This is a genomic window from Chryseobacterium gallinarum (genome assembly GCF_001021975.1).
GTDB classification, from domain to species: Bacteria; Bacteroidota; Bacteroidia; order Flavobacteriales; family Weeksellaceae; genus Chryseobacterium; species Chryseobacterium gallinarum.
In genome coordinates this window covers 2,829,998-2,854,720 of record NZ_CP009928.1, presented here as the reverse complement: position 1 = coordinate 2,854,720, position 24,723 = coordinate 2,829,998, and the positions used below count along the sequence as shown (strand labels likewise).

The 24,723-nt window shown below is 39.0% G+C and carries 12 protein-coding genes, 2 tRNA genes and 3 rRNA genes; 2 read left to right on the top strand and 15 right to left on the bottom strand.

Features of this window, described 5'->3' with window-relative positions:
* Window positions 1–61: 61 nt before the first annotated feature.
* The 13 genes from OK18_RS12865 to OK18_RS12805 form a co-directional block, all read right to left on the bottom strand.
* Window positions 62–526: a hypothetical protein gene (locus OK18_RS12865; protein WP_156173280.1), complete on the bottom strand. Its 465-nt coding sequence runs from the start codon at window positions 524–526 to the stop codon at window positions 62–64.
* Window positions 527–817: 291 nt separating this feature from the next.
* Window positions 818–2,533 carry an ATP-binding protein gene (locus OK18_RS12860; RefSeq protein ID WP_053328238.1) on the bottom strand — a complete coding sequence of 572 codons (1,716 nt, stop codon included), beginning with the start codon at window positions 2,531–2,533 and terminating at the stop codon, window positions 818–820.
* 92 nt (window positions 2,534–2,625) lie between these two features.
* A complete protein-coding gene (locus tag OK18_RS12855; protein WP_050022592.1) occupies window positions 2,626–3,735 on the bottom strand; it encodes a histidine kinase in 1,110 nt (369 codons plus the stop codon).
* Between the two features lie 295 nt (window positions 3,736–4,030).
* Window positions 4,031–5,092 (bottom strand): porin, encoded by a 1,062-nt coding sequence (locus OK18_RS12850; protein ID WP_082129188.1) that lies wholly within the window; start codon window positions 5,090–5,092, stop codon window positions 4,031–4,033.
* Between the two features lie 92 nt (window positions 5,093–5,184).
* Complete coding sequence (kdpC, locus tag OK18_RS12845) at window positions 5,185–5,742, bottom strand: K(+)-transporting ATPase subunit C (RefSeq protein ID WP_053328236.1); 558 nt, start codon at window positions 5,740–5,742, stop codon at window positions 5,185–5,187.
* Window positions 5,743–5,753: 11 nt separating this feature from the next.
* Window positions 5,754–7,793, bottom strand: a complete 2,040-nt coding sequence (gene kdpB, locus OK18_RS12840; protein WP_050022598.1) for a potassium-transporting ATPase subunit KdpB — start codon at window positions 7,791–7,793, stop codon at window positions 5,754–5,756.
* A 176-nt stretch (window positions 7,794–7,969) separates the two neighbouring features.
* A complete protein-coding gene (gene kdpA, locus OK18_RS12835; RefSeq protein WP_053328235.1) occupies window positions 7,970–9,664 on the bottom strand; it encodes a potassium-transporting ATPase subunit KdpA in 1,695 nt (564 codons plus the stop codon).
* Window positions 9,665–10,099: 435 nt separating this feature from the next.
* Entirely contained in the window at window positions 10,100–11,425 is a 1,326-nt protein-coding gene (locus tag OK18_RS12830) for a sigma-54-dependent transcriptional regulator (protein WP_053328234.1), read from the bottom strand.
* A gap of 553 nt (window positions 11,426–11,978) precedes the next feature.
* Window positions 11,979–12,086, bottom strand: a 5S ribosomal RNA gene (gene rrf, locus OK18_RS12825).
* A 184-nt stretch (window positions 12,087–12,270) separates the two neighbouring features.
* Window positions 12,271–15,026 (bottom strand): 23S ribosomal RNA (locus OK18_RS12820).
* 155 nt (window positions 15,027–15,181) lie between these two features.
* Window positions 15,182–15,255 (bottom strand) — tRNA-Ala (locus OK18_RS12815).
* An 83-nt stretch (window positions 15,256–15,338) separates the two neighbouring features.
* Window positions 15,339–15,412, bottom strand: a tRNA-Ile gene (locus OK18_RS12810).
* A gap of 205 nt (window positions 15,413–15,617) precedes the next feature.
* Window positions 15,618–17,134, bottom strand: a 16S ribosomal RNA gene (locus OK18_RS12805).
* The 16S, 23S and 5S rRNA genes sit together here with 2 tRNA genes alongside, the layout of an rRNA operon.
* 892 nt (window positions 17,135–18,026) lie before the next feature.
* On the opposite strand from OK18_RS12805, the gene OK18_RS12795 reads away from it, so the two are divergent.
* A complete protein-coding gene (locus OK18_RS12795) occupies window positions 18,027–20,894 on the top strand; it encodes a M16 family metallopeptidase (RefSeq protein WP_053329365.1) in 2,868 nt (955 codons plus the stop codon).
* A gap of 57 nt (window positions 20,895–20,951) precedes the next feature.
* Here the strand turns inward: OK18_RS12795 and OK18_RS12790 are convergent, their stop codons facing one another.
* Complete coding sequence (locus OK18_RS12790; protein WP_082129187.1) at window positions 20,952–23,090, bottom strand: S46 family peptidase; 2,139 nt, start codon at window positions 23,088–23,090, stop codon at window positions 20,952–20,954.
* 285 nt (window positions 23,091–23,375) lie between these two features.
* Here OK18_RS12790 and OK18_RS12785 point away from each other — a divergent pair, with 285 nt between their 5' ends.
* Entirely contained in the window at window positions 23,376–23,864 is a 489-nt protein-coding gene (locus OK18_RS12785) for a copper resistance protein NlpE (RefSeq protein ID WP_228377606.1), read from the top strand.
* A gap of 37 nt (window positions 23,865–23,901) precedes the next feature.
* Here the strand turns inward: OK18_RS12785 and OK18_RS12780 are convergent, their stop codons facing one another.
* Window positions 23,902–24,549 (bottom strand): MgtC/SapB family protein, encoded by a 648-nt coding sequence (locus OK18_RS12780; RefSeq protein ID WP_050022486.1) that lies wholly within the window; start codon window positions 24,547–24,549, stop codon window positions 23,902–23,904.
* Window positions 24,550–24,723: the final 174 nt, after the last annotated feature.

Genomic DNA, 24,723 nt, shown 5'->3' with positions numbered 1-24,723 from the left:
CATTTTCACAGCCTGTTTTATTTCTAAATATTATACAGTCGGCACTAACTTTCCATTTCATTTATCTGAAAACCATGATAATATATGGCGCCGTCTCGCCTTGTTTAGGCAATACCATTCTGATATGATCTTTATTTTTGTAATAATCTACATAGGGTTCTTTGGTAATGATCTTTCCTTTTTCTGCTTCTTTATATCCCTCCTTCAATACAAGCTTAAGGTACTGTTCATATTCTTTTTTACCAGGCAGCTCATATTCTATACAATCTTCTGATTTAGTTGTTGTAAATTCAAATTTCCCGATTTTAGACTGGTATCCCGGGCTGTCATATTGGTATAAGCTGTATTCACTGCTTTCTACTTTATCATAAAAAGTATAATTAAGCTTTTTCATCTCTTTTTTAAAATCAGCCATGCTAAGAGCATTAAAACTTTTCAACTGTTCTAAACTAAAGGTTTGGGCTGGGATATGGATGGTTGATAAAATAAAAAATAGCAATACCAATATTCCTACAATTTTTCTCATGTATTTATTTCTTTAGTCATTCTTCAATATCCTGATTGCTTCATCTTCTGTAAGACAGGCCTTTCTTTTATATTCTTCTCTTGCTTCAGCAATCCTTTTGAGAATCATCAAGAATATATTCATTCTGATCCAATTCAAAATCCAAAAGCTTCTGAATTTCTTCAACAATTCTGCCTTCTTTTAATTGGTGATTTTGTTATTTAAACAAGTTTTAAATCTGAGGAGTCGTCTTAGATGAATTTAATTCAAATTTAAAAATTTTATTTAACCTTGAAAAACAACTATAAAGATTTATGCAGCCGGCAATCTGAAATAGAAAGTACTCCCATGATTCAATGAGCTCTTTACTCCGATCTCACCGTTTTGTTTTTCAATAAAGTTTTTTGAGATGGCCAATCCCAGACCTGTTCCGTTCTGATGTTCACCCGGCACCTGGAAATAGCGGTCAAAAATCTGGCGATGGTATTTTTCATCAATTCCGCAACCGGTATCTGTAATACTAAACTGAATCAATGAATCCATTTTTTCCACCTTAATATGGATTGCCTCATCCTGATAAGAATGTTTTACCGCATTGGTAAGGAAGTTATTCATCACCCAGACCGTTTTATCAAAATCGGCGGTCACATAATCCTCTTCACTCAATACGTATTCGGATTGAATGGAAATATTTTTCTGTTCTGCCAGTTTTTCAACATTTTTCACGGCAGCCTGTACGATTTCTTTAGGGGAACATTTTTCGATTGTTAACCGGATATTTCCGGATTCTACCTGTGAAAGATTAAGAAGCTCTCCGGTGATATCCAGCAGGCGCTGTCCGTCTTCGTTAATGCTTTTCAATAATTCCTGCTGCTGCTCATTCAATGCTCCGAATTTCTGGTTTCCAAGTAGCTGGACACCCATTTTTATAGCTGAAATCGGAGTTTTAAGCTCATGAGAAATAGTGGCAATAAAATTGGTTTTGGCAAAGTCCAGTTCTTTGAATGGTGTAATATTCCGTAATAAGATCACCTTTCCGATATATTTCTTCTCTTTCTCACCGGTTTTGGTAATATTAATGGGGATAATATCCTGTTCAAAGTAATTTTCCTTATTATCACGAACAATTTTCATAGGTTCTTTTACCGGATGATCTATATTTTTCAGCAATTCACGCAGCAGATCATTATTTACAGCAACCTCATGAGCTGTTTTTCCGATAATTTCTTCTTTGTGAAGATTCGTAATTTTCAGCGCTTCATCATTGATCATGTATATAAAATGGTTCTCATCCAATCCAATAACAGCATCATGCATATTATTGACCAATGTCTCGATCCTTTTTTTCTCCATCAGCTGCTTTGAAAGGCTGCTGCTTTCGTATTCCTGAAGCTTTTCCGCCATCACATTAAAAGATTCCGCAAGGCTGTTAAACTCCTCACTTCCTTTAAAGTGAACTCTTTCACTGTAATTCTTATTGGCAATTTGTCTGATACTGAACGTCAGCTGGTCAATCGGTTCAGCAATTGTCTGCGGCAGGTTAAAAAGCAATATAAAAGCTATCAGGAAGCATACAGTTCCCAGGCTTACAATCCAGAATGTTGCATTTTCTGCAGTAATGATTGCAATATCACTTTTTCGTTCTATGCCTTTCATATTTAAAGACATAATTCTGGAAAGATCTTCCCTGATCAGCTTTTCTTTCTCACGGGTTGCCCCTTTCAGGTAATTGTTGAAATGCAGGTTCAGGTTTTGGGTTGCTTCCTTTTCCCCAAATTCAGTAAGGTTTTTTTCCTGGAGTTTATTATATTTTTGAAAATCTTTTACTGCAATAGCACTGTCGGTATCGATATTATCTAAAGCGAGGAGCATATTTTTGGAAAATTCCAGGCTGTTATAATTGGCGGTGAGGATCTTTTCCGTATCAGACTTTAGTTTATTGATGTATACGGAACCTATTACTGAAAGCAACACAATCAGTAAAAATAAAAGACCTACACCTAACGTAAGTTTTGTTTTAAGTTTCATATGATGATACTTATTGTTTTTTAAAAGACATATGCAATCGCGTCATCTTTATCGGTATTTGTGTTTCCAAATCATTGTGATCTCATTACTTTTTAGGATAAAATAATAATATCTACCTGCCGTTCATTCAATCTGTTCATTAAAGTATAAATCCAGCTGTATCCGAACAGTCGATGCCAGAACTTAGCATGGGGTTTACCTATACAGACCGTCGTGATATTGTGATCTATCACATATTCCAGAATTCCGTTATGAACACTGCTTTCTTTGATGCGGACTACTTTGGCTCCCAATTCCTGTGCTAAATTAAAATTATTAATCAAATACCGTTGTTTATCCAATGCTATTTTTTCAGGATTTTCAGAAGGTTTCTGAATATATAAAACAGTCCACGGGCTATTGTAATAACTGGCTAATCTGGCTGTTTTCCTGATAATCGTTTTTGCAATTTTCTCATTACTGCTGATGCAGGCCAGAAATTTGATGGGTTTAAAATTCTCTGTTTTGATTTCAGTTTCTACCTTTCTTTCTACATGGGTGGCTACTTCTTTTAAAGCAAGCTCTCTCAGCTGCAGAATGTGACCGCTCTGAAAGAAATTGCCCAACGCTGTCTGAATCTTTTCTTTTTTATAAATTTTTCCTTCCTTTAACCGGGTTAACAGCTCATCAGCAGTCAGGTCTATATTCACCACTTCATCGGCAAGAGCCAGAATTTTATCCGGTACTCTTTCCGCCACTTCCACTCCCGTTATTTTTTTAACTTCTTCGTTCAGACTTTCAATATGCTGGATATTCATGGCACTGATTACATTAATCCCGTTATCAAGGATTTCCAACACATCCTGCCACCTTTTCTTATTTTTGGAACCTTCTATATTGGTATGGGCCAGTTCATCCACCAGTACCACCTCAGGATGTTCATTGATAATAGCATGAAGATCCATTTCTTCCAGGTTTTTCCCTTTATAGAAGACCGATTTTCTTTCAATTCCGGGTATTCCTTCTACGAGAGCCTCGGTTTCTTCTCTTCCATGAGTTTCTATGTAGCCGATTTTCACATCAATGCCATTTCGTAAAAGGGAATGCGCCTCCTGAAGCATACGGAATGTTTTCCCTACGCCTGCACTCATCCCGATATAAATCTTGAATTTCCCTTTCCGGGATTTCTGGATCAATTCCAGAAAATGTTTTGCTGATGACATTGATTATTACTTTTTAGTATTATTTTTTCAAACATTCTGTAACCTTAGATTAGTACTTTTGTAGGAAAAGTTTTCACTTTCAATGCAAGGTTCAAGATTATAACATATTATTTTTTTACAAACACTTTAGTTATTGTAAGTTACTACTAACTGCATTATAAGATCACTTAAGTTTTTGAAAACCTTTGATTCTCACCTTCTGTGTACTTTTATCAGAACATTATCAGCTTACTTAAGTGTGCTAAAGTGCTTGTAACTTTTGTGGTTATAATTCTGATTTCCGGTTTAATTTTTATTAAAACCAAACTGCTAAACTTGTTGTTACAAAGAAGTTTCCTTTTCTGAAAACATCATTTTTCGCAAAAATGGTATCCTTAGAAGTAAATCCCCTTGCTTCGGTACGAAAAATAACATTTTTAAATACCGCATAATCTACATTCAATGAATATCCGAAAGTCTGGAAACCGTTAGGACTTTTCGTACTGATGATCACTCCGTTCTTATCATTATAATATTCTAATCTTCCCGCCAGGGCCCATTGATTGTCAAACTGGTATTTCACCTGCACATTCGGGCTATACCAGATATTGTATTGCTCATTTCCTTCCGTTTTCTGTTCTGCCCCGATATCAAATCCCAATAAGGCAGAAAATTGATCTGTCAACTGGAAGTTTCCATATAAATCATGAAAATACCGCATCTTTTTCTCAGTCTTCACTTTATCATTTCCTATGAAAGAACTGCTGTTCAGCGCAATTTTATCATTCGGTTTATACGTGATCTGGTGTCCGAAGGAAATGCTCTGATTACCTTCCGGTTTGGCAATACGTTGCCAGCCATTGAGAACAAGCCCGCTTAAAAACCATTTTCCATTATCTGAAGTATAGGAAACTTTGACTCCGGTTTCAAAATACGGGGAATTTTCAGCGGCAAAACTTCTGGTCAGATTGATATTATCTTTTCCTATTGCACTTTCCCAGCCGATATGGGAAGGCATAATACCGGCATCAATCCATAGGTTTTTATTTTTTGATATTTTGATCCCTACGTTCGCTTCGTTAATGTACCGTAAAGCCTCCTGTTCTGCGGTCATATTGTCCTGTGCGTACGTTCCACCCATCAATGCAAGGTTGGCCCGAATATTCTCACTTTGATAATTGGCTTTTATGAGTCCCAGATTAAGATTTACTTCATTATGTCTGTTGTAAGAGTACAAAAAATTCTGGCGGAGATGATCTGCCGGCTCATTAAAATCATAAGTATAAAAGAGTTCCGCATAAGCCGAAAATGTGAATTTAGGCTCTGTTTTTAATGAGTCTGATGATTGTGCTTTCGAGAAAAATGTTCCCAATAGCATTCCTATAATAATAATTTTTTTCACGTTAGTTGCAAGGTATTAACCATGTCAAGGTTTGAAACCTTGACATGGTTTATTTCAGGATTATTAGATTATTTTAATTGATCTAAAGCAATATTAAGCTTTAGTACATTCACTTTGGAAGGTCCGAAAAGGCCTAGAAACGGTTTCTGAGTCTGATCTTTAATTAAGTTATTAACCTGGTCTACAGAAAGGTTTCTCACTTTTGCAATTCTTTTTGCCTGATATAAAGCGCCTTCTTCTGAAATATCAGGATCCAGTCCGCTGCCACTTGCCGTAACCAGTTCTACGGGTACTTTAGTATTTCCCATTTCCGGATTCAGTAATTTTAGCGTATCTATTCTCTTTTGTACAGTTCCCAGATATTCTTCATTGCCAGGGCCTTTATTACTTCCCCCGCTTCCCGCAGCATTATAATTGACGGAAGAAGGACGACCGTGAAAATATTTTTCAGATTTAAATTCCTGCCCTATATTGGTGTAGAATTTCTGTCCTTTATAATTGATAATTTCTGCATTTCCCTGGGTAGGCAATACTTTAGAGCCTCCGTACACAACCCCCAGATAAACACTTACCACAACCAGCATTACCAAAGTCAGTCTGAATGCTGAAACAATATGATTTTTCATGTCTTTATATTTTAATAGAATAAGCTAATCAGTAAGTCTATAATTTTAATTCCGATGAACGGAACAATCACCCCTCCCAATCCATAAATCAAAAGATTCCTTCTCAATAAAGCACTCGCTCCAATGGGTTTGTAAGCCACTCCTTTTAAAGCTAACGGAATAAGGAAGGGAATAATCACCGCATTGAAAATAACAGCCGATAAAATAGCTGTTTCAGGGCTGTGAAGATTCATGATATTCAGTTTCTGAAGGGAAGGGATAAAAGTAATAAACAAGGCCGGAATGATAGCAAAATACTTGGCTACATCATTAGCAATACTGAAGGTTGTTAATGTTCCTCTTGTCATCAGCAATTGTTTCCCGATTTCCACAATCTCAATCAGTTTGGTAGGGTCATTATCAAGATCCACCATATTACCTGCTTCTTTGGCAGCCTGTGTTCCGCTGTTCATTGCTACTCCTACATCGGCCTGGGCTAATGCCGGGGCATCATTCGTTCCATCTCCCATCATGGCTACAAGCTTTCCTTCCTGTTGCTCTTTTTTGATATAGTTCATTTTATCTTCAGGTTTTGCTTCTGCAATAAAATCATCTACCCCTGCCTTTTCTGCGATAAACTTAGCCGTCAAAGGATTATCACCGGTTACCATTACCGTCTTTACCCCCATTTTTCTAAGCCTTTGGAAACGTTCCTGAATTCCTGTTTTAATGATATCCTGGAGCTCAATTACTCCCCATACTTTTTCATTCACAGCCACCACCAAGGGAGTTCCGCCATTCTCAGAAATTTTGGTTACGGCATCTTGGGTTTCCTGCGGGAAGATATTGCCGGTTTTTTCTGTTAATTTTTTTATGGTGTCGTATGCGCCTTTCCTGATTCTGGTTTCTTCAAAATCAATTCCTGAAGTTCTGGTTTCTGCTGTAAAATCTATATAGGTAGGACCAGGTACAAGTAAGTCCTCCGGTTTTAATTGGCTCAGTTCTATAATTGATTTTCCCTCAGGGGTTTCATCTGCTACGGAACTTAGTGCAGAAGCTTTGATAAAGTCTTCCATTTTGATTCCTTCCGCAGGGTGAAATTGCGTCGCTTTACGGTTTCCTATGGTAATAGTACCTGTTTTATCAAGCAGCAACACATCAATATCTCCTGCCGTTTCTACCGCTTTTCCACTTTTGGTAATAACATTAGCCCTTAAAGCCCTGTCCATCCCCGCAATTCCGATTGCAGAAAGCAGCCCTCCGATTGTTGTGGGAATCAGACAAACAAAAAGTGAAATAAATGCCGCAATTGTAATCGGAGTCTGCGCATAGTCTGCAAAAGGCTTTAAAGTGAGGGTAACAATAATAAACGTCAGGGTAAATCCTGCCAATAATATGGTTAATGCGATTTCGTTGGGGGTTTTTTGTCTTGAAGCTCCTTCTACAAGAGCAATCATTTTATCCAGAAAGGACTCTCCCGGCTTAGTGGTCACCTTTACTTTGATTCTGTCTGAAAGTACTTTTGTACCACCCGTTACAGAACTTTTATCTCCACCCGCTTCACGGATAACCGGTGCACTTTCCCCGGTAATGGCAGATTCATCAATAGTTGCCAATCCTTCAACAATTTCTCCATCCATCGGAACCTGATCTCCGGCTTCACAAAGAAAAATATCACCAAGCTTCATTTCGGCAGACATTTTCAAAGCAGTTTCCACCTGAAATCCGGGTTTGTTTTCAACAACCAGTTTGGCAGGAGTTTCCTCACGGGTTTTTCTAAGCGTATCTGCCTGCGCTTTCCCTCTGGCTTCTGCAATAGCTTCTGCAAAATTGGCAAATAAGACAGTAAAAAATAAGATAATAAATACTAAGAAATTATAAGAGAAATCCCCCTGCGATCTGTCGCCTGTTAAACTGAACAAGCTTACAATAAGCATAACAACAGTTCCTATCTCTACCAGAAACATCACTGGATTTTTAAACATAATTTTCGGATTCAGTTTTACGAAGGACTGTTTTATAGCTTCGTTTACCAAATCTCTTTGAAATAATGTCTGCGATTGATTTTTCATTTTTTTTGAAAGAGTTTTTATCATTATTAACCAATAACAACCATTAAGGCAAGCTAATCATGAGAAATAAAGATGGATAATATTTAAGTGAACGTTTCAGTAAGTTTTAGACTCGCTTCTGAACTCTTCAGCTTCCTTAATGGTCTATTATTGATTTTAATTTTTAAGATTCACAATTATTTAGAGAAATACTGTATCTGTTCTGCAATAGGACCAAGCGTTAATGCAGGGAAAAAGGATAAAGCTGCGATAAGCAGAATGACTGCCAGGGTCATGAATCCAAAAGTAGCAGTATCCGTTTTTAATGTACCTGAGCTTTCCGGAATATATTTTTTCTGTGCCAGTAAACCGGCAATTGCCACAGGACCTATAATCGGAATGAACCTTGATAGCAACAGTACAATTCCCGTTGAAATATTCCACCATGGGGTATTATCTCCCAATCCTTCAAATCCGGATCCGTTATTGGCGGAAGAAGAAGTAAACTCATACAGCATCTCACTGAAACCGTGGAATCCGGGATTGTTCAATGTTTTGGCTCCAAACTCCGGTAAATAAGCTGTTAAAGCTGTTCCTGCAAGAATTAGGAACGGATGAAATAGTGCAACAATCATTGCAATTTTCATTTCTTTTGCTTCGATCTTTTTTCCCATAAACTCCGGAGTTCTACCTACCATTAGCCCACTGATGAATACGGCAAGAATGATAAAGATAAAATAGTTCAGGATCCCTACTCCACAACCACCGTAAAAGCAGTTGACCATCATTGCCAGAAGCTCATTCATTCCGGAAAGAGGCATCGTACTGTCATGCATTGCATTCACGGAACCTGTAGAAATTACGGTTGTGGCAATGCTCCAATATCCTGACGCTGCACTTCCGAAACGGATTTCTTTTCCCTCCATTGCACCAAGACTGCTGTCTGTACCCATTTGAGTAATCAAGGGGTTACCACCTGTTTCATTCACAATATTAGGAATTGCAAGAGCAAGGAAACCAACCGTCATTACAGCAAAAATAACCCATGAAAGCTTTCTTTTATGCAAATAAAAACCCAACGCAAAAACCAATGCGAACGGAATGATCATCTGGGTGACCATTTCTGTCATATTCGTGATATAATTAGGGTTTTCAAACGGATGTGCAGAGTTTGCTCCAAAAAAACCGCCTCCATTTGTTCCCAGATGCTTGATTGCTACAAAAGCCGCTACCGGGCCTCTGGAAACATCAATTTTTTGTCCCTCCAGGGTTGTCATATGAGCTTTTCCTTCAAAAGTCATCGGGCTTCCGTTCATAGAAAGAATAAAAGCTACAATAATACTTACAGGGATAAGAATTCTAATCATTGACCTTGTAAAAAAGTCATAGAAATTTCCTAATTCCGTAGCTGTTTTTTCTTTAAAAGCTTTAAAAAGTACCGCCATTGCGGCCATTCCTGTCGCTGCAGTTACAAACTGTAAAAACATCAAATACAGCTGGCTCAGATAACTTACTCCCGTTTCTCCGGAATAATGCTGCAGATTGCAATTAACTAAAAAAGAAATTGTTGTATTGAAAGCCAAATCCGGTGACATATTGGGATTTCCATCCGGATTCAGAGGTAACCATGACTGGTTCTGCAGGATCAAAAATCCAATAACAAACCAAACCAGGTTAATTGTCAGCATGGCATACATATTCTGCTTCCAGTTCATCTGGCGGTTGGGATTAATACCCGATATTTTATAAATTAACTTTTCAATCGTTTCAAAAACCTGATCCGGAAAAGTTTTTTTGTATCCGTAGACATTAGCAATATATTTACCTAAACATATTCCCATCACTAACGTAATAGCAAACATGGCTATGATGCCTAAAATCTCTGTATTCATGATTGCTTAAAATTTTTCAGGTTTCATTAAAACATAACAGATGTACACAAAGGCAAGAATGGAAAGAAAAAATAAACTCCACATAATTATATTTTATCAAAAAATTCAACTGATTTATATAAAAGCCAAAACAATACTGCAAACAGCAGAATCAAACTTATGAGCATCATATCGTTATTATTAAGATTAGAAGGGTTAACAATACATAGGATACCATCAGCAGACTAAAAGTGGAATGCTCCCGTTTTTTAAACGTTTTTCTTGAAATTGTCATTTTTAAATATTTTATTCAAAACTATAGGCCAAAAGAAGGCCCATTATAGAAACAAATATCATAAACATTTGATAAACAAAGATTTACACACATCAATTAATCTCTATAAAAACAGAAAAGCCTATCAAAATGATAGGCTCTTTATTAAAATGATAAAATCTTTATTTCAATCCGTATTCTTCCAGCTTACGGTATAATGTGGCAATACCAATTTCCAGTAATCTGGCGGTTTCTGCTTTATTTCCCTTAGTGTATTGCAATACTTTTTGTATATGAATTTTTTCCAGGGATCTCATACTTAAAGAGTCACTTTCCGGAATTGCTTTCCCTGAATAATGAGGAAGGCTTTCTTCACTTAAAACATTGTTATCCATCAGAATAAGGCTACGCTCTACAGCATTCCTTAATTCGCGGATATTTCCTTTCCAGTCGTTCTTCTCCAATGCTTTATAGTAATCAGGCATTACCTGGACAGAAGATAAATGTAATTTATGAGAAAATAAATCAATAAAGTTTTTTGCTAATATTTTAAGATCTTCTTTCCTTTCTCTTAAAGGTGGAAGTGAAATTTCAAAGACATTCAGTCTGAAGTACAAATCTTCTCTGAAATTTCCCTGCTTTATTTCTTCTTCTAAGTTTCTGTTGGTAGCAGCAATCAATCTAAAATCCGATTTTGTTACTTTGGTCTCTCCCATTTTAATGAATTCCCTGGTTTCTAAAACCCTCAATAATTTCGCTTGAAGTTCTATAGGCATTTCACCTATTTCATCCAGGAAAAGAGTTCCACCATTGGCTTCCTCTATAAGCCCTTTTTTATCTTTCAAGGCACCGGTAAAAGCACCTTGTTTGTGACCGAAAAGCTCGCTCTCCAGAATTTCCCTACTGAATGCCGAACAATTGATGGCAACAAAATTATTTTTCTTTCTATCACTCCCTTCATGAATAGCACTTGCAAAAACTTCCTTCCCCGTGCCCGTCTCTCCGGTTAAAAGCACTGCTGCGTCTGTTAAAGCTACTTTCTCAGCAAGTCTTTTAGCTTGCAGCATCAAAGGAGAATTTCCAAGGATTTGATCAAAACCTTTCCCTACATTAATATGCTGAGCCGTTTTGCTTTTATTATCCTTCACCCTTTCCAGTGCTTTATATACCAACGGAATAATCTTTTCATTATCATCGCCTTTCACCAGATAGTCATAAGCTCCATTTTTCATTGCCTGTACAGCATCTGTAATATTTCCAAACGCAGTCATCAGAATAATTTCAAGATGGGGATATTTCGTTTTAATTGACTTTACCAATTCTACCCCAAAAGCATCAGGAAGCCGGACGTCACTTAAAACGACATCAAAATCATACTGCTCCAGCATCGTCATTGCTGAACGTGCCGTTGAAGCTTCTTTAACATTAAAATTTTCTTGGGAAAGGATCATTCCTAGTAATTTAAGGAGTTTGATCTCATCATCGATGATCAGAATATTTCCTGACATTATAATTCTTTTTGGAAAACTAATACAAACTTATCAATTTTATCTGAGTAAATGGGCTCTTAGAAAAAAATTGTTTTATAAAGATAAATCCTGGTAAATATTCACTAGCCACGGGCTAAACCCGCCATTAGTGATAACCCCATAATGAAAAGAGCATTGCTATTTTATTTCACCACGGATTACACGGATTGACACAGAGGAATGTGGAGATTTGGATTGGGAAAAGATCAAGGAATATAGGGATATGTTTTAATGTTTATGTTTAGAAGATGATATGATGAGCACATCTATTCAATAGCCACGGGCTTTAGCCCGTGCTCAATAAAAACCATAAAATTCCACAGGCTTTAGCCAAAACCTATACGCTATCCTGGATCTGTTATCTGTTATCTGTTATCTGTTATCTGTTATCTATCATTTCACTCTTCACCCGGTATAAGTGCAGGGATAGTTCCAGGTACATAGGCGTGGGATAGATATAATATAGATAGGATGGGTCTATAACAAAAAAAGTCTCACACATTACTGTATGAGACTTTTAAAATAAAATAAAAACTGGCGGCGGCCTACTCTCCCGCGTTAGCAGTACCATCGGCGCTGGTGGGCTTAACTTCTGTGTTCGGAATGGGAACAGGTGAGCCCCACCGCTAAAACCACCCTAAAGAAGGTATATAAGATATCAGAACTTAGATTTCAGATTTCAGACTTAAAGGTCTGGTATCTGATGTCTTATATCTGACATCTGTTTTAAGCGATAAAAACTCTCACAAAGACAAAACCTTTACTGCGCATAAAGTACTTGTCATTTATTATATGTTTAATATGATAATTTTATAGCAACCATAGGCTATAAATCTACGGGTAATTAGTACTACTCGGCTATGACATTACTGCCTTTACACCTATAGCCTATCAACGTTGTCATCTACAACGACCCTTAAAAGATGTCTCATCTTGAGGCGAGTTTCGCACTTATATGCTTTCAGTGCTTATCTCTTCCAAACGTAGCTACTCAGCGGTGCACCTGGCGGTACAACTGATACACCAGAGGTTTGTTCAATTCGGTCCTCTCGTACTAGAATCAAGCCCTCTCAAACATCTAACGCCCGCAATAGATAGAGACCGAACTGTCTCACGACGTTCTGAACCCAGCTCGCGTGCCACTTTAATGGGCGAACAGCCCAACCCTTGGGACCTTCTCCAGCCCCAGGATGTGACGAGCCGACATCGAGGTGCCGAACCTCCCCGTCGATGTGAGCTCTTGGGGGAGACTAGCCTGTTATCCCCGGAGTACCTTTTATCCTATGAGCGATGGCCCTTCCATACGGAACCACCGGATCACTATGTCCTGCTTTCGCACCTGATCGACTTGTTGGTCTCACAGTCAAGCACCCTTATGCCATTACACTCTACGCACGGTTACCAAGCGTGCTGAGGGTACCTTTGAAAGCCTCCGTTACTCTTTTGGAGGCGACCACCCCAGTCAAACTACCCACCACGCAATGTCCTTCCATAGGAAGTTAGGCTCCAAGTAAGTAAAGGGTGGTATTTCAACGACGGCTCCACAAACACTAGCGTGCCTGCTTCAAAGCCTCCCACCTATCCTACACATTACTTACTCAAAGTCAATACGAAGTTATAGTAAAGGTTCACAGGGTCTTTTCGTCCCATTGCGGGTAATCGGCATCTTCACCGATACTACAATTTCACCGAGCTCGTGGCTGAGACAGTGCCCAGATCGTTACACCATTCGTGCAGGTCGGAACTTACCCGACAAGGAATTTCGCTACCTTAGGACCGTTATAGTTACGGCCGCCGTTTACTGGGGCTTCAGTTAATGCCTTCGCTTACGCTAAGCACCTTCCTTAACCTTCCAGCACCGGGCAGGTGTCAGACCCTATACAGCATCTTTCGATTTAGCAGAGTCCTGTGTTTTTGATAAACAGTCGCCTGGGCCTCTTCACTGCGGCCTCCCCGGAGGGAGGCGTCTCTTCTTCCGAAGTTACGAGACTATTTTGCCTAGTTCCTTAGCCACGACTCACTCGAGCACCTTAGGATTCTCTCCTCGACCACCTGTGTCGGTTTTGGTACGGGTTGCTTCACTTCGGCTTTTCTTGGATCAGATTACTCTACAGCAGCTTCGCCCGAAGGCTAGGCCTTGACTATTCCGTCAGTCTCCAGCAGATACATCCAACCGTCCCCTTTTATCGTGAGCAAGTCAGGGAATATTAACCCTGTGTCCATCCACTACCCCTTTCGGGTTCGCGTTAGGTCCCGACTAACCCTCAGCTGATTAGCATGGCTGAGGAAGCCTTGGTCTTTCGGTGAGGGGGTTTCTCGCCCCCTTTATCGTTACTTATGCCTACATTTTCTTTTCTATCCGCTCCACAATACCTCACAGTACTGCTTCGGCGCAAATAGAATGCTCTCCTACCAGATATATTATAAAATATAAATCCATAGCTTCGGTAATATGTTTATGCCCGATTATTATCCATGCCGGACCGCTCGACTAGTGAGCTGTTACGCACTCTTTAAATGAATGGCTGCTTCCAAGCCAACATCCTAGCTGTCAATGCAGTCCAACCGCGTTGCTTCAACTTAACATATATTTGGGGACCTTAGCTGTTGGTCTGGGTTCTTTCCCTCTCGGACATGGACCTTAGCACCCATGCCCTCACTGCCGCAAAACATTTATTAGCATTCGGAGTTTGTCAGGAATTGGTAGGCGGTGAAACCCCCGCATCCAATCAGTAGCTCTACCTCTAATAAACTTTGTTGCGACGCTGCACCTAAATGCATTTCGGAGAGTACGAGCTATCTCCCAGTTTGATTGGCCTTTCACCCCTACCCACAGGTCATCCGAAGACTTTTCAACGTCAACCGGTTCGGTCCTCCACTCTGTGTTACCAGAGCTTCAACCTGCCCATGGGTAGATCACAAGGTTTCGCGTCTAATCCTACTAACTATGCGCCCTATTCAGACTCGCTTTCGCTCCGGCTCCGTAACTTAATTACTTAACCTCGCTAGTAAAATTAACTCGTAGGCTCATTATGCAAAAGGCACGCCGTCACAGCTTTACGCTGCTCCGACCGCTTGTAGGCGTACGGTTTCAGGTTCTATTTCACCCTTCTATTCGAAGTGCTTTTCACCTTTCCTTCACAGTACTTGTTCACTATCGGTCTTTCAGGAGTATTTAGCCTTGGAGGATGGTCCCCCCATATTCAGACAGGATTTCACGTGTCCCGCCCTACTCATTTATCATCCAAATATACCTTTCGAATACCGGGCTATCACCGTCTATGGCTGTTCTTTCCAGAACATTCTTCTAAATATATAAAGACTTTTGGGCTAATCCGCTTTCGCTCGCCACTACTTACGGAATCTCTTCGATTTCTTTTCCTCCGGGTACTTAGATGTTTCAGTTCTCCGGGTTTGCCCCTCTTACGAGGTAATACATCTTCAATGTATTGGGTTGCCCCATTCGGATATCTACGGATCAATTCGTGTGTGCCAATCCCCGTAGCTTTTCGCAGCTTACCACGTCCTTCGTCGCCTCTGAAAGCCTAGGCATCCGCCATACGCCCTTAACGATTTCTTTCCTATTTTTGGTTACTCAAGCGCTTTATGCGCTCGGTTTTCTCTTTGTGATGTCTTTACCGTTAATGTCAATGATCTTAATTGCTATTTCAAGTTTAATTCGCAAATATTGTTTTTGGCTCTATTTGCTTGTTTAAAACTAAACCATCCACTATGTGGAGAATAAGGGAGTCGAACCCTTGACCTCCTGCGTGCAAGGCAGGCGCTCTAGCCAGCTGAGCTAATTCCCCCTCTAGGTGCTTCTAGCGATTTGCTTCTTGCTTTTGGCTTTCTTGCCATCTGCTATAAGCTATTTGCCAGCCGCCTTAATTAGTAGTCTCGGGCAGGCTCGAACTGCCGACCTCTACATTATCAGTGTAGCGCTCTAACCAGCTGAGCTACGAGACTGTCTGTTAGACTAACAGATTTCAGATATTAGATATCAGACTGCGCTTCCTTCTTTTATCTTGCCTCTTTGTCCCAATCCCTTTACTAATTTCTAGTGGGTTGTGTATTTATAATATAACCAACCAAACAAAAAACTAAAGCTTTACTTTAAGTAAGTACTGTGTCTCTAGGACACTAATTTTGTTTAACGTTCTTCAACGCTCTAAAATGAGATGTTCCAGCCGCACCTTCCGGTACGGCTACCTTGTTACGACTTAGCCCTAGTTACCTGTTTTACCCTAGGCAGCTCCTTTTACGGTCACCGACTTCAGGTACCCCAGACTTCCATGGCTTGACGGGCGGTGTGTACAAGGCCCGGGAACGTATTCACCGCGCCATGGCTGATGCGCGATTACTAGCGATTCCAGCTTCATAGAGTCGAGTTGCAGACTCCAATCCGAACTGAGACCGGCTTTCGAGATTTGCATCACATCGCTGTGTAGCTGCCCTCTGTACCGGCCATTGTATTACGTGTGTGGCCCAAGGCGTAAGGGCCGTGATGATTTGACGTCATCCCCACCTTCCTCTCTACTTGCGTAGGCAGTCTCACTAGAGTCCCCAACTTAATGATGGCAACTAGTGACAGGGGTTGCGCTCGTTGCAGGACTTAACCTAACACCTCACGGCACGAGCTGACGACAACCATGCAGCACCTTGAAAAATGTCCGAAGAAAAGCCTATTTCTAAGCCTGTCATTTCCCATTTAAGCCTTGGTAAGGTTCCTCGCGTATCATCGAATTAAACCACATAATCCACCGCTTGTGCGGGCCCCCGTCAATTCCTTTGAGTTTCAAACTTGCGTTCGTACTCCCCAGGTGGCTAACTTATCACTTTCGCTTAGTCTCTGAAACTTACATCCCAAAAACGAGTTAGCATCGTTTACGGCGTGGACTACCAGGGTATCTAATCCTGTTCGCTCCCCACGCTTTCGTCCATCAGCGTCAGTTGTTGCTTAGTAACCTGCCTTCGCAATTGGTGTTCTAAGTAATATCTATGCATTTCACCGCTACACTACTTATTCCAGCTACTTCAACAACACTCAAGACTTGCAGTATCAATGGCAGTTTCACAGTTAAGCTGTGAGATTTCACCACTGACTTACAAATCAGCCTACGGACCCTTTAAACCCAATAAATCCGGATAACGCTTGCACCCTCCGTATTACCGCGGCTGCTGGCACGGAGTTAGCCGGTGCTTATTCGTATAGTACCTTCAGCTTTCCACACGTGGAAAGGTTTATCCCTATACAAAAGAAGTTTACAACCCATAGGGCCGTCGTCCTTCACGCGGGATGGCTGGATCAGGCTTTCACCCATTGTCCAATATTCCTCACTGCTGCCTCCCGTAGGAGTCTGGTCCGTGTCTCAGTACCAGTGTGGGGGATCACCCTCTCAGGCCCCCTAAAGATCGTCGACTTGGTGAGCCGTTACCTCACCAACTATCTAATCTTGCGCGTGCCCATCTCTATCCACCGGAGTTTTCAATAAAAAACGATGCCGTCTCTTATATTATGGGGTATTAATCTTCCTTTCGAAAGGCTATCCCCCAGATAAAGGCAGGTTGCACACGTGTTCCGCACCCGTACGCCGCTCTCAATTGCCCGAAAGCAATCTACCGCTCGGCTTGCATGTGTTAGGCCTCCCGCTAGCGTTCATCCTGAGCCAGGATCAAACTCTCCATTGTATGTTTGTCTGACTCACTCAAAGTTTTTAACGCTTTAGTTTTTCCTTACTTGGTTGTTATATTGTATGTCAATGATCTTTATATCTTCCGCTTTTTAACGAAGCTATCTTTCTGTCTATATCCGCTCCGTATTTGCGAGTGCAAAAGTAAAACTTTATTTTGTAATGACCAAATGTTCCTGAAGAAAATTTTAAAGTTTTTTAAGTAACCTTAATTCTTCTCAAAACCTCAATCACTCCTCTCCTGCGCTCCGATTTATTCGGACTGCAAAGATACAAACTCTTTTTAAAACCACAACTCTTTTTGCAAAAAGTTTTTAAGTTTTTTTCGTCCGTCTCTTTTTGAAGTATTATAATGTTCTTGCTTACCTAAAAGCCCTTCTGCGCTTACTGACTCTCTCTCGTTTTCAGTGGGGCAAAGATAACAACTTTATACAACGCAAAACAAGTCTAGTTAACATAAAATTCATTTTCCATTCCTATTTTAAGCTAAAAGGCTGGCAATTAGCGATAAAAATTATAAACAAATGTTTAAAGGGGCAATTGGAAAATTAAAAGTTGGAGTAATTTTTTTTTATCAATGACGACTGGATGGTAAATTAATCATTGTTTTTAAGCTTTGAGAATATTATAAATACACCTATTCAATAGGCCCGGCTTTAGCCCGGGATCAATAAAAACCATAAGATTCCACCGGCTTTAGCCAAAATATACATATAATACATTATTTATAATAACCCGCACATTACTCAATTTTATTTACGCGCCGTGTTTGATACAAGCTTTCAACTACAATAATAGATGTAATAGTTATAAAAAGAGGAAAACATTTTTGTCGATTCCTTACATTTGTAATTGCATTCTGAATTGTAAAGAATGAAATGAGTTTATATATGATTGACAAGAAATATAAAGAAACAGTTCACACTGATATCAACCACTACCAATATACTACGATTACCCACGACGAAAATAACGTCAGAATCTATACTCTGAAAAACGGACTGAAAGTATTCCTGGCTCAAAATTTTGATGCCCCAAGAATTCAAACCTTCATTCCGGTAAGAACCGGAAGCAATAATGATCCGGCAGATAATACAGGACTGGCCCATTATCTTGAACATATGATGTTCAAGGGAACTTCTAAAATAGGTTCCCAAGACTGGGAAAAAGAAAAGCAGCTCCTTGACCAGATTTCCATATTATATGAAGAGCACAAAGCTGAACAGGATCCTGAAAAGAAAAAAGAAATCTATAAAAAAATAGATGAAATTTCCCAGGAAGCCAGTCAATATGCAATTGCCAATGAATATGACAAGGCAATTTCTTCTCTGGGAGCTACCGGAACCAATGCCCATACATGGTTTGATGAAACTGTTTATAAAAACAATATTCCGAATAATGAACTGGAAAAGTGGCTGAAAATCGAAAAGGAAAGGTTTTCGGAAATTGTACTGCGTCTTTTCCATACGGAGTTGGAATCCGTATATGAAGAGTTCAACAGGGCACAGGATAATGATTCAAGGTTAGTGAATTATGAACTGATGGATGCTCTTTTTCCTACTCATCCCAACGGGCAACAGACTACCCTGGGTAAACCCGAACATCTTAAGAACCCTTCTATGAAGGCTATTCATCAATATTTTGACCAATATTATGTTCCTAATAATTATGCAATGGTACTGGTTGGTGATCTTGATTTTGATAAAACAATACAATTAATTGATCAGTATTTTGGCACTCTTCCTTATAAAGAACTTCCCCAAAAGACTCCTGTTATTGAAAAGCCCATTACAAAGGTTATAAAAAGAACAGTAAAAAGTCCTACTACACCAAGGATTCAGCTTGCCTGGAGAACAGACAGCTATGGAACAAGAGAGGCTATGCTTGCAGATATTGTTGCCAATATCCTTAGTAATCGTGGTGAAGCAGGATTATTGGACCTTCACATCAACCAGACCCAAAAAATGCTCTGGGCACAAGCATTTTCTGTAGGATTAAAACAATATGGCTATTTTTCAATTGTTGCCGTTCCTAAGGAGACCCAGACCTTAGACGAGGCAAAAGAGCTGGTTCTCGAGGAGATTGAACTTATAAAAAAAGGCGATTTTCCGGACTGGATGCTACCCGCTATCATAAATGATTTTAAACTCCAGAGAATGAAAGGTCTTGAGACCGCTGAGGGGCTGGCTACAACTCTTTATGATTCTTATATCAAAGGAAGGACCTGGGAACAGGAACTCAATGAAATGGAAGAATATGCCCGATTTACCAGGGAAGACGTTATCAGTTTTGCCCAAAATTTTTTCAAAGATAATTATGTGATAATTAATAAAGAAAAAGGAGTAAATGATAAATTGGTCAGGGTTGAAAATCCAGGCATTACCCCTGTTAAAATCAACCGGGATACTCAATCTGATTTTCTGAAAGAGATTTTAGCTGACAAAACTGAGGATATACAGCCGGAATTCATTGATTATCAAAAGGAAATAACCACAGATACTCTTAAAGGTAAAAAAATAAGCTTCGTCAGAAATAAGTATAATGATATTGCACAACTGCATTTCATATTTCCATTTGGAAGTGATCATGACAGAGATCTAGGGATCTCTACCCAGCTACTTCAATATTTGGGAACTCATAAGCTTTCTCCTGAAGATTTGAAAAAGGAGTTTTTCAAAATCGGGATCAGCAATGATTTTAAAACAACCAATGATCAGCTGCTGATCTCTTTAAGTGGTCTGGAAGAGAATATTGAAAAAGGTATTTCACTTCTCCAGCATTGGATGTATGATGTAAAACCTGACCAGGAAATTTATAATCAGTTTGTAGATACCGTTCTGGAAAACCGGCGGGCTGTTAAAAATGATAAAAACCGGATCATGACTGCCTTAACGAATTATACAAAGCTGGGTAAGTTCTCCCGTTTTACAGATATCATTTCTCAGGAAGAACTTGAGAATAGCCAGGCTGAAGTATTTACCGACCGGATGAAGAAGCTCTTCCAATATCCATATCAGATATTTTTCTATGGCAAAAATTTTGAAAACTTCAAAGGATATATTGAACAGTATATTGAACCTGAAAGTCTTCAGATTCCGGAACCTAAAAAGTATCCGGAACCTGAAACCGGCGGCCATGTATATTTCATCAATTATGATATGGTACAGATGGAAATGAGCAAAATAGGAAAAGGCTATTCTGTAAATCCATCCAACTTTGGTAAAATCAATGTGTTTAATGAATATTTTGGCAGAGGTCTTTCTTCTATTGTATTTCAGGAAATCCGTGAGAGTAAAAGCCTTGCCTATTCCGCATATGTTTCTTATGCAGCCAATTCGGAATTAAAACATCCTGATTATATCACCACTTATATAGGAACACAGCCTGATAAACTGATGATTGCCGTTGATACCATGAATGAACTGATGAATGAGCTTCCAGAAGTGCCTATTCAATTTGAGAATGCCAGGAACGCTGCCCTGAAACAGATTGCTTCCACCAGAATTACCCGAAATAATATTTTCTTTAATACTTTAAGACTGAAAAAGCTGAATATTGAGCATGATTTCAGAAAGGATATCTATGAGCAGATTCAAGGTTTGAAATTTGAAGACATCAAAGAGTTTTACAAGACGAATATTCAATCGGTACATTTTAATACAGCTATTATCGGGAAAAAAGAGAACCTCGATATGGAGGCTGTGGGTAAAATGGGGACTTTTAAAGAGGTAAGCCTGAAAGATATTTTTGGCCATTAAAAAATAAAAAACCGCTCAGCAGCTTGTACTGAGCGGTTTTATTTTAGATCAGGTAATTTACTTGATCACTTTCATTTCATCAATCAGCCATTTGGAATCGGCAAATTTATCGATGATAAATAAGATATATTTTGTATCTACCATGATATTTCTGCTGAAACGGGGGTCAAAATTAATATCACTCATAGTCCCTTCCCATTGTCTGTCAAAATTCAGTCCCACCAGGTTTCCATTGGCATCAAGAGCCGGACTTCCTGAATTTCCACCAGTTGTGTGGTTTGTTGCAGTGAATCCTACAGGAACATCACCGGTTTTATCTTTATAGATTCCGAAATCTTTTTTGTTATAAAGGTCAATCAGTTTTTTAGGCACATCAAATTCATAATCTCCCGGAATATATTTTTCCATTACACCGGCTAAGTGCGTCTGGTATCCATAAGAAACTGCATCCCTTGGTGTAGATCCTTTTACTTTTCCGTACGTCACGCGAAGTGTTGAGTTCGCATCCGGGAAGAATTTCCTGTCTTTATCGGTAGCCATCTGCTGAGCCATAAACTTCTTCTGCAATGCATCAATTTTTGCCTGAAGGGAAGTATATTGCGGATCAGCCGTTTTTGTATACGTTTCTTTCATGGAAACATATAACTGATAAATAGGATCTTTCTTTAATGTTTTGATTAATTTGTCCTGATTAGAAAAAGCTTTATCAATATCTGTCGTTAATGCGGCACCGTTTACTGCTGTTCTTCCGGTGACGATTGAGTTTTTAGACATCTCTTCCACTACCGGGATATTGGCATTTTCATCTTTGTATTTGCTGAATCCTGCCGGTAAAAATTGTGGTGCCGTTTTATTGGCGTACAGTGCCAATAGTTTAGCCGTTACTTTAGCATCAAGCTCTGCGCTGTAATCTTTGTAGAAAGAAGTTAATTTTGTTTTTAATTTCGAAAGTTCCTTTTCGTCCATTCTACCAGCTTCCACAGCAGCTACAAAGTCGTAGTAATCTCCTGCCAGTTTTAATGTTTCAGCATTTCTTACCACTTCTGTATAATAAGCATTGTTTAACGCATAAGGAGCCTGATCATTGTAGAGTTTGTTCAGCTGGTCTAAAGTAGTCTTGATCTCTGGATTTTTAGCTACCAAAGAACCCTCATACATTACTTTTTTCTCAACAGCGTTGGATTTTTTCAATCCTTCCACTTCTCCAATCCATTTTTTCCAGTAATTTGCTACAGATGCATATTTTGAAGCATATTTAATACGTGTTTCATTATCTACACGCATTTTTTCGTCTAATGTTTTTAAGGCAACATCACGTACTGCAATTCTGGCAGGATCAATATCTTTCATGATCTTTTCTACGGCTACTGAAGGAAGATATTCCGTAGTTCTTCCCGGAAATCCGAATACGAAAGTAAAATCGTTTTCATTTTTATCTTTTATAGAAACCGGGAGATAATGTTTCGGCACGTAAGGTACGTTGTCTTTTGAATACTCTGCCGGCTTGTTATCTTTTCCTGCATAGATTCTAAACATAGAAAAATCTCCGGTATGCCTCGGCCAAACCCAGTTGTCTGTATCGCTACCGAATTTCCCGATGCTTTGTGGCGGAGCACCAACCAGTCGGATGTCTTTATAGGTTTCAATCGTGTAAGCATAATACTTATTTCCATAGTACATAGGCTTTACCAGGATTGATTGATAAGATTCTATTTTCTGAGAGTTCTTATAAACCTCAATATTATTGTTGATTTTTTTGGTAAGTTCAGGTTCTGTAAGATTATCTGTTCCTTCCAGAATCTGGTTGGTCACTTCTTTTATATCTACAATAAAATCCACTTTTACCCCCGGATTTGGAAGCTCACCACTTGTATTTTTGGCCCAAAAACCATTGGAAAGAAGGTCATTCTGAACCGTAGAATGCGCCTGGATCTGTCCATAGCCACAGTGGTGGTTGGTTAACAGTAATCCTTTAGGTGAAATGATTTCTGCGGTGCATCCGCCATTAAACTGTACTACTGCATCTTTTATGCTCGGCTTCTGAGTATTGAAAATGTCTTTGGCAGAGATTTTCATTCCCAAATCCTTCATTTCCTTTTCATTCAGTTCCGTAGGAATCCACATTCCTCCGTATTGTTGTGCAAATGCCATTGCAGCCGGCAAAAGAAATACAGATAAAAGTATCTTTTTTGTCATAATCAAAATTTTGCCCCAATTTACGAAGAAAAATAGGAATAGACTTCATAAAACACAGGTAAAAGTATGAATAAGCTTTTTTATATTCCTATACAGAGTAAAATATATTTACAATATTCGGGTATCGGCAGCATATATACGGAAGAATTGGAATAAAAAACTGTACCCATTCATTGGTAATGCAAACTAAGATTTGCCTAATCGTTTACCCTGATCTTTTCCCCGTTTTTGGCTTGATTTTTGTTTGCTGGTTGTTACTTGTATTAATAAAAACATTTAATTATTATGATGAAAAACAAAGTGTTTATCCTTGGAATAGGAGCTGCCTTATTTCTTGCTTCCTGTACTAAAAAAGAAACAACAACTGAAACTACCGGATCTGCAACAGATTCTACTGCTGTTCAGCCCGCAGCGGCAGACAGTGCCACTCATTCTACCACAAGCGCCTTAGGTGATACTTCTGAAAATGCTTTAGACTGGAATGGAACATACGAAGGAACTATTCCATGTGCAGACTGTCCGGGAATCAAAATTTCGTTAACATTAAATACGGATAAAACGTTCACGATTACTGAAGAATATATCGACAGGAAATCCAAAAATGAAGATAAAGGATCTTTTACCTGGGACAAAACAGGCAGCATCATTACTTTAAAAGGTAAAAATGCCGCTACTCAATATAAAGTTGGTGAGAATATTCTTATTCAGCTGGATACTGAAGGAAAGGAAATTGATGGTCCAAACAAAGATTTATATATTTTAAAGAAAAAATAAAAAATAAAGGCTCCGGCCTTTATTTTTTTGCTCTATTCTAAAACTGGCAGGCAATAATCCTGGGGTCATCCATCAGGTATTCCATCAATTCCTCATGGTGGATACTTTTTCCTGTAAGCCTCCAGGTAACGGATAAACTATCTTGTGTATATTGTTGTTTGATGATCAAATGTTTTAAATGGTAATTCTTAAAAACATCTTCACAGTGTCTGACATCTGCTGATGTTTCTACTGCAATTCGATAATCCCTTATTTTATGGTAATTGTCTATAAATTGTTGAAGGTAAGTAAGCGCACTCAAAACCAAAAGAACCAAAGCTGTTCCCAAAAGTGAAAAATACACATATCCGGATCCTACAGCCATACCTATTGAAGCAGTTGCCCAGATTGTAGTAGCGGTTGTAATTCCTTCAATTTTATTGTCTCCTTTAAAAATGACTCCTGCCCCCAAAAATCCTATTCCGGTAATAACGTTTGCTGCGAGGCGATCAGGATTATCCACTCCTATTTTAATGGAAAGAATCGTAAACAGACAAGATCCGAAACATACCAGAATAAATGTACGCAAACCCGCTGATTTATTCCGGTATTCGCGCTCTGCACCAATAAACAGCCCTAAAATAACGGAAATGAAAATCAATAGCAGTTCGTCCTTAACAACGTAATGATCCTGAAGAAAATCCATCTTTTAAATTTTAACTTAGAATAAAATTACAACAAAAAAATTTGTGGACCCGTTTTTGAAGCCCAGTTTATCTATTTAAAAAGTGGTTTACCGGAAAAACTTTTGTAATATTACATTTTCTATGGCAGACACGCTCCCATAATGGTAGCCTATATTGTCGAAAATCAAAAAAAT

What these genes read in the sequence shown, in the direction of transcription:
- OK18_RS12865 (WP_156173280.1), bottom strand. Translation starts at nt 526, where the DNA reads ATGAGAAAAATTGTAGGAATATTGGTATTGCTATTTTTTATTTTATCA.
- OK18_RS12860 (WP_053328238.1), bottom strand. Translation starts at nt 2,533, where the DNA reads ATGAAACTTAAAACAAAACTTACGTTAGGTGTAGGTCTTTTATTTTTA.
- OK18_RS12855 (WP_050022592.1), bottom strand. Translation starts at nt 3,735, where the DNA reads ATGTCATCAGCAAAACATTTTCTGGAATTGATCCAGAAATCCCGGAAA.
- OK18_RS12850 (WP_082129188.1), bottom strand. Translation starts at nt 5,092, where the DNA reads ATGCTATTGGGAACATTTTTCTCGAAAGCACAATCATCAGACTCATTA.
- kdpC (WP_053328236.1), bottom strand. Translation starts at nt 5,742, where the DNA reads ATGAAAAATCATATTGTTTCAGCATTCAGACTGACTTTGGTAATGCTG.
- kdpB (WP_050022598.1), bottom strand. Translation starts at nt 7,793, where the DNA reads ATGAAAAATCAATCGCAGACATTATTTCAAAGAGATTTGGTAAACGAA.
- kdpA (WP_053328235.1), bottom strand. Translation starts at nt 9,664, where the DNA reads ATGAATACAGAGATTTTAGGCATCATAGCCATGTTTGCTATTACGTTA.
- OK18_RS12830 (WP_053328234.1), bottom strand. Translation starts at nt 11,425, where the DNA reads ATGTCAGGAAATATTCTGATCATCGATGATGAGATCAAACTCCTTAAA.
- OK18_RS12795 (WP_053329365.1), top strand. Translation starts at nt 18,027, where the DNA reads ATGATTGACAAGAAATATAAAGAAACAGTTCACACTGATATCAACCAC.
- OK18_RS12790 (WP_082129187.1), bottom strand. Translation starts at nt 23,090, where the DNA reads ATGACAAAAAAGATACTTTTATCTGTATTTCTTTTGCCGGCTGCAATG.
- OK18_RS12785 (WP_228377606.1), top strand. Translation starts at nt 23,376, where the DNA reads ATGATGAAAAACAAAGTGTTTATCCTTGGAATAGGAGCTGCCTTATTT.
- OK18_RS12780 (WP_050022486.1), bottom strand. Translation starts at nt 24,549, where the DNA reads ATGGATTTTCTTCAGGATCATTACGTTGTTAAGGACGAACTGCTATTG.